The sequence below is a fragment of the Azospirillum thermophilum genome, from assembly GCF_003130795.1.
Classification (GTDB): Bacteria; Pseudomonadota; Alphaproteobacteria; order Azospirillales; family Azospirillaceae; genus Azospirillum; species Azospirillum thermophilum.
This window is the reverse complement of the sequence record NZ_CP029352.1, coordinates 1099764-1112519: the sequence shown is the minus strand read 5'-3', so window position 1 is coordinate 1112519 and position 12756 is coordinate 1099764. Positions and strand designations below refer to the sequence as shown.

The 12756-nt window shown below is 70.4% G+C and carries 13 protein-coding genes; 3 read left to right on the top strand and 10 right to left on the bottom strand.

What is annotated here, in order from left to right; genetic code table 11:
* Window positions 1–36: 36 nt before the first annotated feature.
* The 6 genes from DEW08_RS05025 to DEW08_RS05000 form a co-directional block, all read right to left on the bottom strand.
* Entirely contained in the window at window positions 37–393 is a 357-nt protein-coding gene (locus DEW08_RS05025; protein WP_245985969.1) for a YciI family protein, read from the bottom strand.
* A gap of 133 nt (window positions 394–526) precedes the next feature.
* Window positions 527–1351, bottom strand: a complete 825-nt coding sequence (locus DEW08_RS05020; RefSeq protein WP_245985967.1) for a class I SAM-dependent methyltransferase — start codon at window positions 1349–1351, stop codon at window positions 527–529.
* A complete protein-coding gene (locus tag DEW08_RS05015) occupies window positions 1351–1662 on the bottom strand; it encodes a hypothetical protein (RefSeq protein ID WP_109324959.1) in 312 nt (103 codons plus the stop codon). Before DEW08_RS05015 ends, DEW08_RS05020 begins: the two co-directional genes overlap by 1 nt.
* Before the next feature lie 257 nt (window positions 1663–1919).
* Entirely contained in the window at window positions 1920–2255 is a 336-nt protein-coding gene (locus DEW08_RS05010; protein WP_109324958.1) for a hypothetical protein, read from the bottom strand.
* A gap of 123 nt (window positions 2256–2378) precedes the next feature.
* Window positions 2379–3350 (bottom strand): alpha/beta fold hydrolase, encoded by a 972-nt coding sequence (locus DEW08_RS05005; RefSeq protein WP_168220268.1) that lies wholly within the window; start codon window positions 3348–3350, stop codon window positions 2379–2381.
* 101 nt (window positions 3351–3451) lie between these two features.
* Complete coding sequence (locus DEW08_RS05000) at window positions 3452–4357, bottom strand: lytic transglycosylase domain-containing protein (RefSeq protein WP_245985966.1); 906 nt, start codon at window positions 4355–4357, stop codon at window positions 3452–3454.
* A gap of 615 nt (window positions 4358–4972) precedes the next feature.
* Between DEW08_RS05000 and DEW08_RS31995 the strand changes: the two genes are divergently transcribed.
* Window positions 4973–5746 (top strand): RNA polymerase sigma factor, encoded by a 774-nt coding sequence (locus tag DEW08_RS31995; protein WP_245985964.1) that lies wholly within the window; start codon window positions 4973–4975, stop codon window positions 5744–5746.
* Between the two features lie 183 nt (window positions 5747–5929).
* Here DEW08_RS31995 and DEW08_RS04990 read toward each other — a convergent pair whose 3' ends face one another.
* Complete coding sequence (locus DEW08_RS04990; protein ID WP_109325284.1) at window positions 5930–6094, bottom strand: DUF1328 domain-containing protein; 165 nt, start codon at window positions 6092–6094, stop codon at window positions 5930–5932.
* Between the two features lie 323 nt (window positions 6095–6417).
* Between DEW08_RS04990 and DEW08_RS04985 the strand changes: the two genes are divergently transcribed.
* Window positions 6418–7059, top strand: a complete 642-nt coding sequence (locus DEW08_RS04985; RefSeq protein WP_109324951.1) for a hypothetical protein — start codon at window positions 6418–6420, stop codon at window positions 7057–7059.
* Here DEW08_RS04985 and DEW08_RS04980 read toward each other — a convergent pair.
* Window positions 7056–9128, bottom strand: a complete 2073-nt coding sequence (locus tag DEW08_RS04980) for a YjbH domain-containing protein (RefSeq protein ID WP_109324950.1) — start codon at window positions 9126–9128, stop codon at window positions 7056–7058. The genes DEW08_RS04985 and DEW08_RS04980 overlap by 4 nt on opposite strands.
* A gap of 95 nt (window positions 9129–9223) precedes the next feature.
* The gene (locus tag DEW08_RS04975; RefSeq protein ID WP_109324949.1) at window positions 9224–9760 is read right to left on the bottom strand and encodes a glycine cleavage system transcriptional repressor; all 537 of its coding nucleotides are present in this window, start codon (window positions 9758–9760) and stop codon (window positions 9224–9226) included.
* A gap of 315 nt (window positions 9761–10075) precedes the next feature.
* Here DEW08_RS04975 and DEW08_RS30610 point away from each other — a divergent pair, with 315 nt between their 5' ends.
* On the top strand, window positions 10076–11227 hold the full coding sequence (locus tag DEW08_RS30610) for a hypothetical protein (protein ID WP_146214634.1): 1152 nt from the start codon (window positions 10076–10078) through the stop codon (window positions 11225–11227).
* A 60-nt stretch (window positions 11228–11287) separates the two neighbouring features.
* Here the strand turns inward: DEW08_RS30610 and tldD are convergent, their stop codons facing one another.
* Window positions 11288–12721, bottom strand: a complete 1434-nt coding sequence (gene tldD / locus DEW08_RS04965; RefSeq protein WP_109324943.1) for a metalloprotease TldD — start codon at window positions 12719–12721, stop codon at window positions 11288–11290.
* Between the last annotated feature and the right edge of the window lie 35 nt (window positions 12722–12756).

Below are 12756 nucleotides of genomic sequence, written 5' to 3'. Positions count from 1 at the left end.
GGGCGGGACCCGGTCGCGGGTGTCCGCCCCGGCCGCCTATGCCCCGGCGAAATCCTCCATCTCGTAGAGCGGGCGGATCTCGATCTCGCTCGGGCCGGGCATCGGGTTGGGGCAGCGTTTCACCCACTCCACCGCCTCGGCCATGTCCTTGACCCGCCAGATCCAATAGCCGGCCACCAGCTCGGACGTCCGGGCGAAGGGGCCGTCGATGATGGTGCGGCTGGTCCCGTCGAAGGCGACGCGCTTGCCCTGCGAGGACGGTTTCAGCCCGTCGCCGGCCAGCATGATGCCGGCCTTGATCAGCTCCTCGTTGAAGGCGCCCATGGCCTGCAGCAGCTCGGCCGACGGCATGATGCCCGCCTCGCTGTCCCCGGTCGCCTTGACAATCACCATGACACGCATCGTCTCCGGTCCTTCCCGTTGCGGGAGGCTGAAGCCGCCTCCTCGTCCGGTGAAGGTGCCATGGCTTTCCCGGTCTGCGGGAGTGACAAGCGGTCGGTCTGACGTATTATCCGTACATCCCGCTTCAGCGCGTGCCGACGACGATCCGCACATGGGCCGGCAGGGGGATCATCCCGTCGCCGGCGCGCCCGGCGAAGCGGCGGGTGATCTCCGCCTCGATCCCGGCGCGGCGGTCCTCCGGCAGCCCGTGCAGCCGGTGGCCGCAGACCATGTCCAGCGTCGCCTGCCAGAAGGGCTGGCCGGCCGGCACCTTGCGCACCGGCGTCAGGTCGCTTTCGGCGACGGCGCTCCAGCCGCCCTCCCGCATCAGGCCGGTCAGGGAACCGGGCTCGGCGAAGCGGAACAGCGGGGCCATGCTGCCGTCGTCGCCCAGCAGGGCCTCCACGGCGCCGCCGACCACCTCGAACAGGGCGTTGCCGTCGCGCCGGCCCCACACCATCAGGGCGGCGGTCCCGCCCGGCCGCAGGACCCGGCGCAGTTCCGCCAGCGCACCGGCGATGTCGGGAACGAACATGACGCCGAAGCGGCAGGTGACGCGGTCGAAGCTGCCGTCGGCGAAGGGCAGGGCGGTCATGTCGGCGGCGGTGAAGACCGGAGCCTCGCCCTCCAGCGCCGCCGCCCGGCGCACCGCGCCGGCCATCATGCCGGGGACGAGGTCGCTGCCGACCACCAGCCCCCGGGAACCGACCCGCCGCGCCGCGCTCAGCGCCGGCTCCCCGGCGCCCGAGGCGAGGTCCAGCACCCGGTCGCCCTCCGCCACGCCGCCGGCATCGAGCAGGGGGCGGTTCAGCTTGTCGGCCATGTCGGCCATCGGGTCGGCCCAGCGGTCCCAGGCTTCGGCGCTGGCGGCCCAGCGCGCGCGTTCGGTTTCGGTGTCGAGCGTGTGCATCAGTGGAGCAACCGGGCCGATCGTGAGTGGCGGGGCATCGTGTCCCCGTCGCTCAGCCGTTCGCCGAGAGCGGTCAGCTCCTCGGCCAGTCGGCGATTGGCGTCGCTCAACTGCTGGATACGGGTCTCGGCCGCCTGCTGCTGACTGGTAAGGGCGGCGACGCTCTCGGTCAACCGTTTGATCTGCTGCGACTGGCGGACGGCATGCTCGTTGAGGCTGCGGCGGATCGACCCCACGGCCACCAGCACCACCGCGCTGATGGTCCCTCCGGCCGCGAGCGCGACGATGCCAAGGGCGGTCACCCAGTCCATGACGGAAAGCTTCCGCGCATTCCGCCACGGGGTCAAGCGCGGGTATGGCCGGAGGTGCCGGAAACCGGCGGGTGCAGGGGCTTCACGGACGTCACGGATGGAACCGCGGTGCCGCCGCGGGGAGCCTGCGAGCCGGGTCCGCGAACGAGAACCCACGGACAGGAACCCGCGGACAAGGAGGGCGGGCGAACAAAGAAAGAGGGGCCCGGCCGCCCGGCCGGACCCCTTTCAGGCCACAGGAGATCGGAAAGGACCGGTCAGGCGACGCGGCCGTCGAGCTGGCGCTCCGCCTTGACGCGCAGGTCCTTCAGGTGCTCGCCGAAGGCGCGCAGGACGGGGGCGATGCGCTCCATCTGCTCCGCCGTCACATGGGCGTCGGTCTTGAGGACGATGGTCGGGGCTTCGCTCATCAGCCGCTTGGCGCGCATCGGGCCGACCTTGTCGTCCAGGAACATGGACAGGCCCATCAGGATGCCGAGCGTGACGTCGTCCGGCGCCTTGGGCAGCGCCAGAACCTCGTGAAGCTCGTTCAGCAGCGTATAGGCGACGATGGAGGTGCGTTCGATGGTGTCGACGTCGGCGGCCATGGGCATCGGGCGATCCTTGGGGCGCGGATGGAGGAGCGAGGTAGCCCAAGGATATCGGCCTCTTCGTAACCAAACGATTAACCATGAGGCGCCCGATTCGCCCCGAGTCGCTTTTTTCGAGTCGCCCTCTTACGTCGCCTGAAGCGGCATCCCGGACTCCGCATGGGCCGTACGGTCGAGCCGTTCGATCGCGTCCAGCACCATGTCCGGCCGCATGTGGTGCACCATGTGGCCGTGCCCGCTCAGCAGATGCAGCGTCGAACCCGGCACCTCCCGGTGCAGCCGGATCGAATGGTCGCGCGGGGTCAGGATGCGGTCGTCGGTGCCGGCGATGATCGTCAGGGGGACGCGCAGGTCCGGATAGCGCGGGGCCTGCTCCGCCATCGCCGGGATCAGGGCGCCGAGCTGCGCCGCCCCGGCCTGCAGCCGCGTCGGGTGCAGGATGACGTCCACCGGGATGTCGCGGTAGCTCTCCGGCACCGGGTCCGGCTGGAAGATGCGCGCGATGAGCGCCGGAAGGATCAGCCGGTCGAGCGGCGGCAGCACGGTCCGGCTCATGGCCGGGCCGAGGACGGGAACCGCCGGCCCCATGAAGGGGATCAGGTCGGCCCGCGGGGTCGGATAGGCGAAGCCGGCGATGAAGACCACGCCCGCCACCTCCTCCGGATACTGCAGCGCCCAGGCCAGCGCCACGGCGCCGCCCAGCGACTGGCCGACCAGGATGGGACGTTCCAGCCCCAGCGCGCGGGCGCCGTCGCGCAGGATGCGGGCCTGGCTGGCCGGGTCGTAGGCGCCCGGCGGCTGGGCGCTGTGTCCCTGGCCCGGCCGGTCGAAGGCGACGCAGCGGCGGTCCGCCGCCGCCCGGTTCAGGATGCCGGAGAAGTCCCAGTCGTCGGCGGTGATGCCGGCGCCGTGGATGAGGACGGCGGGCCGCTTCGCCGGATCGTCGCCGCCCCGGTCATAGGCGTGCAGCCTCACCCCGGCGGCGTCGACGAAACGGCCGCGGGGCGGGTAGGTGCGCGGCTGCTCATGGGTCCGCCGCGCGGTGTCGAGCCACAGGCCGCCGATCAGGCCGGCGGCGAATGCCAGTCCGGTTCGCAAGGGGTGTTCTCCATCGGGTTCGCATCGGGCTCGATGTCCCGGCTCCGCACCGCAACACCGGCCGCGGGACGAACGTTCCCCGATGGGGTCGCCGGTCGGCCTCAGCGCTTGGCGCTGCGGGACCGCGGGGCGGTCGACAGCTCGGCCACCTCCTCCTGCCGCGGGGCGAGGCCGGCGGACTGCGCGACCTGCCGGTCGTAGGGATGGCGGCTGCGCGGATAGATGCTCTGCACCTTCACCACATAGTCCTGGGTCTCGCGGTAGGGCGGGACGCCCTTGTACTGCAGAACCGCCCCCTCGCCGGCGTTGTAGCCGGCCAGCGCCAGCCGGACATCGCCGTCGAAATAGGCCAGCAGCCAGCGCAGGTACTTCATGCCGCCGCGCAGGTTCTGCTCCGGATCGAAGGCGTTGCCGACGCCGAAGCGCTCCGCCGTCTCCGGGATCAACTGCATCAGTCCCATGGCGTTCTTGTTCGAGACGACGTCGACGCGGAATCCGGACTCCACGGCGATCACCGCCAGCACCAGTTCGGGGTCCAGCCCGTAGTTCGGCGCCAGCTTCGTCACCAGGGCGCGCAGCTCGGCCGGCGGCTTGCGGACGACGCCCCAGCTCGCATTGGGCGGCTCGCAGCGGTCGGGCGCCTTGGTCCGGCTGGCGGGAGCCTTGACATACCGCGCGGCCTCGTTGCTGCCCAGCGCGGCGGCGGTGCGCAGCCAGGCGCGGCCCAGATCCTCGTCCTTCGCCACGCCGCCCCGACCCGCCAGATGCATGCGGCCGGCGTGCAGCGCCGCCTCCGCATGATTCTGGCGGGCCGCGCGGCAGTACAGGGACAGCGCCATCCGGTCGTCCCGCTTCACCCCCTCCGCCGCCTCGTAGCGTTGGGCCAGCTCATACTGCGCGCGGGCACTGCCCTTGCCGGCCAGCGCCTCCAGCGCCCGCAGCGTGGGGTCGGCGGCGGCGGCGCTCGCCGGAAGACCCGGCAGTCCCGTCAGGACGAGTACCGCCAAGGCGACGATCGGCGCCTTGGCGCCTGTGACAGGAAAAGGACGGATACGCCGATTGTCAGTATAGGCAGCGGTATCGTCCGGGCGTATGGTGTCCGTCAGGCGGTGCCTCGCCACCAAAAGAGAAGAAAAGGCACGAATAGGGAGGAAGCGCCGGCGCTTTAAGAACAAGAACGTGTCAGCGCGGTTCAGGGAGATGGACGGGCGTCCGACGGCATCCTGGCAGTCATAGCCGCTAGCCCCATCTGACATTTCATAGGCCGGTCGACTTATGTCGATCGGCCTTTCTGTTTTGAGAAAAGTCATTGATCCTCCCCAATCAAAGCGGGATGGATACAGCATCAGCTAAGACAAGTTCCAAGCCTCGAATGGAGATGGCGCCGGCATACAAGGGGTAATTCAGCCTCATTGTGTGCGGCACTAGCCTTTTTCCCAGGTGGCAGCCGGTCGGGGCGGTTCTTACCTGTTGGCAGGCCAGAAATTTTCTTTAGGACCCCGGTGCGCGTGCCGGTGCCCCAGGGGCATCGCACAAGGCCGGGCTGCCGGTTTCAGGACCCTGGAGGGCGCTTTCCGAAGGCGGACCGGACCGGCGGCACATGAGGAGGCTGCGTTTCATCGATGGCGAACCACGTCGCAACCACGCTGCGCCAGACGGCCCACGCCAAGGCCCCGGCCGACCCCCCGGCCGCCGCCGCCCTGACCTCCTCGCCGGTGACGGTCGTCCAGCAGCAGCCGGTGCTGCAGAACGGGGCCCTCAGGACCTCCGGCGGGGATACCGAGGCCGACGCGGACCAGACGGAAGAGAGTGCGATGGACGACAGCCACGCCGTCGACGGCATCGCGGCCGATCTCGATGCAGAGGCGCCGGCGGTGCCGTCGGCTCCGCCCGACCCGGCGATCATCGCGCAGATCGAGGCGGAGATTCCCCGCCTGCGCCGGTTCGCCCGCGCCATGGTGCGCGACGCCACGCTCGCCGACGACCTCGTCCAGGAATGTCTGGAGCGCGCGCTGTCGCGCCTTCACCTGTGGCGTCCGGGCAGCAACCTGCGCGCCTGGCTCTTCACCATCCTGCGCAACCTGCACATCAACGGCGTCCGCCGCCGCCAGACCGTGGTGGACATCGATGCCGAGGCGCAGGCCAGCATCGGCGCCGCCCCCGGCTCGCAGTTCGTCCGGCTGGAACTGCGCGACCTGCGCCGAGCGCTCGGCCTGCTGCCCACCGAGCAGCGCGAGGTCGTTCTGCTGATCGGCCTGGAGGGCATCTCCTACGGCGAGGCGGCCGACATCCTGGGGATCTCCATCGGCACCGTGAAGTCGCGCCTGTCGCGCGGCCGTCGCGCCCTGCGCCTGCTGATGGAAGGCCGCAGCCCCGGCGAGGACGAGGAGGACTGATCCTCCCGCCTTCGCGTCCTCCCGCCCGCGCTCTGCCCAGAAAACAAAACCGGCAACGCCGTGTCAGGCGTTGCCGGAAAGGTGCGAGGCTAACATCGAGAGGCTTTCAAGGTAACTGGCGCCCGTACGGGGACCGCCTCCGGCTCCGTTCCGCGAAGGGAAGGGCGCCGGAGGCCTCCGGGTCTAGCGGCGCCTGACCAGACCCAGAATCAGGCTGGCTGCGAACAGCACCAGGAAGAGGAAGAACAGGATCTGCGCGATACCCGAAGAGGCCGACGCAATCCCGCCGAAACCAAGTGCGCCGGCGATCAGCGCGATGACGAAGAAAACCAGAGCCCAATAGAGCATCCTACCCTCCCTCGCCCCGGTGGAAGCGTCCGAACACTTCCGCCGGCGATCAACAGTCAAGCGGTGCATCGAGGCCTCGAACATCGGCCGCGATGCGGGTGTCTGGATGCAGAACACCGTCCCTGTACGAAGGTTCCGCTGGGCGGGTGCCGGAGGATCTTTTTCTTGAATCGTGCCGGCGATCACTTCGTCGGGGCCGCCCGATGCTGGTGAAACGCAGCCCGGCCGTGACCGTGACCGCAACACCTGCGCGGAACCCCTGTTGACGCATCGACAACCGGCGCCAGCCCGGCGCCTTGCGACGACTTCAGGAGAGGTCAGACATGAAGACGAAACTGATGCTGGCGGCGGCCGCAGCCGCGACCCTGGCGGCCGCGCCGGCCGCCCTGGCCCAGACCTCGGGCAGCCCGTCCTCCAACATGCCCTACGAGCGCTCCACCTCCTCGGGCCTGCCGAGCACCAGCCCGCAGGTCGAAAGCCTGCCGGGCTTCCAGCCCGATCCCTGGTCGGACGACAGGTCCGGCGGAGCGGCCTCCACCTGGTCCTCGCAGCCGCGCGCCGCGCAGAGCGGCTCGACCGCCGGCAGCGGCATGTCGGGTACCTCGATGTCGGGCAGTTCGATGTCCGGCAGTTCGATGTCGGGCAGCGGCATGTCCGGCAGCACCGGCGCCTCGTCCGACCGCGGCTATACCGGTTCCGCCTCGACCGGGGCCGCCGCCGGCAACCGCCGCAGCGTGACCGACGGCGTCACCAGCTCGCAGATCCAGTCGCGCCGCGGCCGCGGCCAGAACGACATGGAGCTGAAGCAGACCTCGCTGCTGAACCAGTTCAGCGCCGCCGGCTGGGCGGCCGTCCGCGACTTCCGCAAGGACGGCGACCGCTACGTCGCCGAGGCGCAGGACCGCAACGGCCGCTGGTCGACCGTGGAGCTGGATCCGGCGACCGGCACGATCACGCCGCGCTAATCCAGCAGGTGCCTCCAGGTGCCGGCGAGGCGGCCGTAGCCCGCCGGCACCCGCGCCTCGTACAGCGGCAGGGGCTGGCGCAGCCGTTGCCCGGCGTCGCGGCCGAGCGTCCGTACCGCCATCTCCGTCGCGCCGCCGACCGGCAGCAGGCCGGAGGGTGCCAGCGGCACCACCAGCGACAGTCCGTAATCGACCCGCCCGCCGAGCCGCGTCCGGCCGCGGTCCGGCCCCCCGGTCCAGGTGATCCGGCCGTTCAGCCGCCATCCCCCGTCGAACCGCCGGTCGAGCTCCGCCGTGGCTCCCCAGTCGCCGCCGAGATAACGGCCGGCCCGCAGGATCGCCGTGGCCGCCGCCCCCGGCTCCTCGAGATAGAGGCTGGCATGGCCGGTCAGCCGGCCGCTGCCCGCGGCGATGCCGAAGGGCTCGCCCGCCGGCCGCTTCCAGACCTGGTTGAGGTCGAGCCCCACCGCCCAGCGGGCCGTGAGCGGCTGGTGGAGCAGTTCGCCGCCGACACCGCCGAACATCTCCTCGAACTGGCCGGCCGACAGCCGCATCGTCCAGCCCGGCGCCGGGTCGGCGAGCCAGGCGGCATAGAGATGCTCCAGCCCCAGCAGCGGCCTGGTGTAGAGCGGCAGGTCGCTGCGCACCGGATCCGCCGCCGGCAGGGCATGGTTGTCGAGCGTGCCGGCATTGCCGCCCAGATTGACCCGCAACCCCGCCCCCAGCACCACGCCGCGCCAAGGCTCCAGCCGCAGCCGGGCGTCGGTATGGCCGCGCAGGACCAGCGGATTGCCGACCTCCGACAGGCCGACCTCCGCTCCGGGGTGCAGGCTGAGGTCGAGCCGTCCCGGCCAGCCGGACGGTTCCCCGTGCGGGCGGCCGATGCGGGTGGTGCGCCAGACCTCCTCCGCGCTGCCCCGCCGGCGGGCGGCCCGCTCCAGCTCGTGCCGCAGGATGGTGGTGGAGAGCACGGGCAGCCCGCCGCTGCCGGTGACGACGGTCAGTTCCTCCACCGCCGCCGGCGTCAGCTCCGCGAGCAGCAGGGCCGCCCGCCCGACCTCGCGGGCCAGCGGCGCCGCCGGGTCCCCCGCCGGATCGAGCCACAGCACGGCCCGCCGCCCCTCCACCAGGACCGAGCGCGCCGGCAGCCCCCGCGCCCGGGCGATCAGCAGGACCGCCTGCGCCGGCGGAGCGGCCTCGGCCGACGGGCGCGGTCCGATGGCCGGGGCCGGGGCCGGCGCCTCCCGCCCGGCCGTACCGGGATCGAGCCGCCCGCTCAGCCGCAGCATCACCCGCCGTCCCTGCTCGATCCCCACCCCCATGTCGATCCACGGAAAGGGGCGGTAGCTGAGGCCGGCATTGATCCCGCTTCCCGCGCGGAAGGCGGCATCCTCCCGGCGCTGCGCCCGGAACCGGTCGCCGCTGTATTCGAGCTTGACCGAGAGATCCGGCACCGGCGTGTGCCACTCCACCCCGCCGAACAGCGCGACGCGCTCCCCGGTGAACCAGCTCCGCGGCCCGGTGGCGGCCTCCCGGGCGGAAGGGTCGCGGTCGCGGCGGAACCGGCTCCCGAACAGGCGCAGCGGGTTGCGCAGATGCCCCGCCTCCCCCAGCGATCCCCAGCCGAGGCCGAGCGTCAGGTCGAGGTCCCACCAGCGCCGCGAGGCGACGAGATACTCCCCCGCGAAGCGCCCCTTGCCGGACAGCACCGGCCCGGCGCCCGTCAGGTCGCGCCCGCCGATGGCGAGCGCCGGCCACCACGCCCCCTCGTCGAGCAGCCGGAGCTTGGCATCGAGGCCCGGAGCCGACAGGCCGTAGGGGTTGGGATGGACCGTCTCGCGCGCCACCACCTCCAGCCCGGGGGAGAGCTGCGCCCCGACCGTCAGGTGCCGGTGGAGCCCGCCCAGCACGGTCAGCCCGGCGCCGGGCGTTCCGTCCGGCAGCATCCGCGCGCTCGGCACCTGCAGCAGCCCGACCGTTCCCCAGTCCGACCGGGATGGCCCGACCTCGGCCGCGGCGACGCCGGCGGCGAGGCCGGCGGTGAGGAGGGGATAGGCAAGCGTCTTCACGCCATGGTCGCATCAGTCGGAGTTCATGTCCGATCCATGGCGTAACAGTCATGCATATGCAACCGAAAACGGAGCGCTCCCGCCGGCCGGGTCCGTCAGCCGGCCTCCGGAACCGCCTCGGCCCGGCAGGCCAGCCCCAGGGTTTCCGCGGTGTTGGCGACGGCGGACAGGCAGACCTCGGCCCGGTCGGCCGGCAGCCAGACCGAGAAGCGCACCGTGTAGCGCTCGCCCTCGCGGTCGGGCAGGGTCTGGGCGTCCAGCCGGACGATGTTGGCGGCGAACTCCGTGAAGATCTCCGACAGCCGGGCGATCAGGCCGGGCTGGTCGCCGCCGCTCACCTCCACCCGGTGGGTGATGGTCGCCTGCGGTCCCGGATCGGGATCGAACCGGTAGGGCGTGACCTCGATCCGCGCGCCGGCCAGTTCCGGCAGGCTGGCGAGGCCGGACTCGACCTCCGCGGTCGTCAGGCTGTCGGGCAGTTCGCAGACGGCGGAGAACTCGGCGCCGGTGCCGAGCGCGGCGAAGCTCGCGTCCCGCAGGTTGATGCCCAGCGAGAAGAGATGCCCGGTGATGCCGGATACCAGCCCGACGCGGTCGGGGCAGATGGTGGAAACCAGGGCAAGCGTGGCCAAGATCGTCCTCCCTTCCTTGCACGGCCCGGCCGCACCACCCGTCCGGACGAGCGCGGAACCGGATGCCGATGGGGAGATGGTAAGATCTTATCCGGCGAAGGGCAGCATAATTGCCGCGTTGCGGCCTTTAACCTCGAACGGCGATCTCAAGGAGGAGAGGGTTGCCCGCAGGCGCGGAGGCTCCGCTGCTTCTGCGCTGCCAGACGACTGCCTCATAGTGCCGCAGGATGGTCACCGCGGCAAAGGCAAATCCCTCGCGAGATACAGCTTGCGGTATATTCACCGCATTAGAAATCTCCGGACGGCGGCGAGCCAATGACCATTCTTCGGAAAAGGGTTGCATCCGTTGCGGCCTCCATCCTGTTGGCCGGTTGTGTGCAAACCCAGGTCGATCTGAAATCGGCGAGCCAGCCTTACGCAGGCGGAACCGAACCTGGCACGGTTTCCATCCCGAAGACCATTCTGATGGTCGCCTGCGCGTCGGCCGATGGATTGGGGGCGCTTCCACCCAGCTCCGAGAACACCAGTATCATCGCTGCCGCCAACTGCGTCCGATATGTCGGCAGGAATAAAAAGGAAAATAAGTCGATCGATATAAATGCCGATGGTAAAGCAGGGACTGCGGGATCCGTCAAGTCGGCGGAACAAGATCAATTGATAAGTAACATTACAATGGATAATATAACATATGAAGAATCTGTCGCCGCCTTCTATGCGGTGTACAGAAATGCGTCGGTGCCGGTCAGAAGGGCGGCGCGGAACCGGGTCCAGGACGACATCATGCGGGCCGCCGACCGCCAGTGCGGGGTCTTCAAGGCAGCCCTGTCGAACTTCGCCGCGAATGAGGAGGCCGCGACCGGACTGGTCGGCGTGCTGTCCGGGTCCCTCGGGACGCTTTTCAAGAGCGCCAGCGCCAGCCGCGGCTTCTCCGCCCTGTCCGGCGCGGCCAGCGGCGCCGGGGCGGTCATCGACCGGAGTTACCTGAAGAACTCCACGCTCAAGATCATCTTCATGGGCCTCGACCTCAAGCGGGAGAAGATCAGCAACCAACTGGTCGGCTATCGGCAGAACGACGACCTCGACAAGTACAGCCTGGAATGGGCGGTGCGCGACGCGATCCAGTACGCCGACGCCTGCAATGTCGAGGAAGCCCTGAGCATGGTGGCCGACAAGGTCAGCACCGGTGGCGGCAAGGAGGCGCCGGACTCCCTTCCCGGTCAGATCGTCACCTTGATCGACGGGCTCAGCGTCGAGAAGTTCGCCGAGTTCATCAAGTCCGATATCCGGAAGGACGCGGATGTCACGCCAGCCGCCGACCTGCAGGCGGTCAAGGCGGCCACGGCCAAGGGGGTGGCCCAGGACGTGGTGACGAACGCGAAGGAAATCTACAAGAAGCACGCGATCTTCGCTTCGCTGGACCGCCAGATCCAGTTGCTCAGCCTGCTCAAGCTCATCAGCAGGTCCTGAGGCCCGGCAGGGCGGTGAGCCGGGAGAAGGGCAAGCTCCCCCGGCTGACCGTTCTTCCCGTCACGCCGCCGTGCCGCCCACCGTCAGCCCGTCCAGACGCAGGGTGGGCTGGCCGACGCCGACCGGCACGCCCTGGCCGTCCTTGCCGCAGGTGCCGACCCCGGGGTCGAGCCGGGTGTCGTTGCCGATCATCGAGACGCGGGTCAGGCTGTCCGGGCCGTTGCCGATCAGCGTGGCGCCCTTCACCGCCGGGCCCAGCTTGCCGTCCTCGATCAGGTAGGCCTCGCTGGCGGAGAACACGAACTTGCCGTTGGTGATGTCGACCTGCCCGCCGCCGAAATTCTTGGCGTAGAGCCCTTTCTTCACCGAGGCGATGATCTCCTCCGGCGCGTGGTTGCCGGGGCGCATCACCGTGTTGGTCATGCGCGGCATCGGGTGGTAGGCGAAGCTCTGGCGCCGGCCGTTGCCGGTCGGCCGCATGCCCATCAGGCGCGCGTTCATGCGGTCCTGCATGAAGCCGACCAGGATGCCGTCCTCGATCAGCGTCGTGCACTGGCCGGGGGTGCCCTCGTCGTCCACGCTGATCGAGCCGCGCGCGTTCTCGATGGTGCCGTCGTCGACGATGGTCACGCCGGGGGCGGCGATGCGCTGGCCCATCAGCCCGGCGAAGGCCGAGGTCTTCTTGCGGTTGAAGTCGCCCTCCAGCCCGTGGCCGATCGCCTCGTGCAGCAGGATGCCGGGCCAGCCGGCGCCCAGCACCACGGTCATCTCGCCGGCCGGCGCGTCGACCGACCCCAGATTGACCAGCGCCTGGCGCAGCGCCTCGTCCACGAAGCTCCGCCAGGTCTCGGGCTTCAGGTAATGCTCGTAGGTGACCCGGCCGCCGCCGCCATGGCCGCCCGTCTCCATCCGGCCGTTCTCCTCGACCACGACCGAGACGTTCAGGCGGACCAGCGGACGCAGGTCGGCGACCCGCACCCCGTCGCCGCGCAGGATCTGCACGGCCTGCCACTCGCCGCTGATCGAGCAGCTCACCTGCCTCACGCGGCTGTCGCGCGACCGGGCATAGGCGTCGATCTCCGCCAGCAGCTTCACCTTCTCCTCGAAGGGGACCAGCGGCAGCGGGTTGTCGGGGATGTAGAGCGCGCGGTTGGTGCCCTGCGGCGGCTCGGCCAGCGTGCCGCCATGGCCGGACTTCACCGCGGTGACGGTGGCGGCGGCGCGGCGGATGGCGTCCTCCGACAGGGTGGAGGCATGGGCGAAGCCGGCCGCCTCGCCGACGATGGACCGCAGGCCGAAGCCCTGGGTGGTGTCGAAGCTGGCGGACTTCAGCTTCCCGTCGTCCCAGCCCAGCGATTCGCTCTGCGAATACTCCAGATACAGCTCGCCGTCGTCGGCGCCGTGCAGGGCCTCGGCCACCACCCCTTCGATGCGGGGGCGATCCAGTCCGGCGCGGTTGAAGAAGAGGTCGTCGGTGACGGCAAGCGCGCTCATGGAAACTCCGGGTTCGCGGTGTACGGCTCGTTCGA

Coding starts and splice junctions, on each gene's coding strand:
- DEW08_RS05025 (WP_245985969.1), bottom strand. CDS start 393: ATGGTGATTGTCAAGGCGACCGGGGACAGCGAGGCGGGCATCATGCCG.
- DEW08_RS05020 (WP_245985967.1), bottom strand. CDS start 1,351: ATGCACACGCTCGACACCGAAACCGAACGCGCGCGCTGGGCCGCCAGC.
- DEW08_RS05015 (WP_109324959.1), bottom strand. CDS start 1,662: ATGGACTGGGTGACCGCCCTTGGCATCGTCGCGCTCGCGGCCGGAGGG.
- DEW08_RS05010 (WP_109324958.1), bottom strand. CDS start 2,255: ATGCCCATGGCCGCCGACGTCGACACCATCGAACGCACCTCCATCGTC.
- DEW08_RS31995 (WP_245985964.1), top strand. CDS start 4,973: ATGGCGAACCACGTCGCAACCACGCTGCGCCAGACGGCCCACGCCAAG.
- DEW08_RS04990 (WP_109325284.1), bottom strand. CDS start 6,094: ATGCTCTATTGGGCTCTGGTTTTCTTCGTCATCGCGCTGATCGCCGGC.
- DEW08_RS04985 (WP_109324951.1), top strand. CDS start 6,418: ATGAAGACGAAACTGATGCTGGCGGCGGCCGCAGCCGCGACCCTGGCG.
- DEW08_RS30610 (WP_146214634.1), top strand. CDS start 10,076: ATGACCATTCTTCGGAAAAGGGTTGCATCCGTTGCGGCCTCCATCCTG.
- tldD (WP_109324943.1), bottom strand. CDS start 12,721: ATGAGCGCGCTTGCCGTCACCGACGACCTCTTCTTCAACCGCGCCGGA.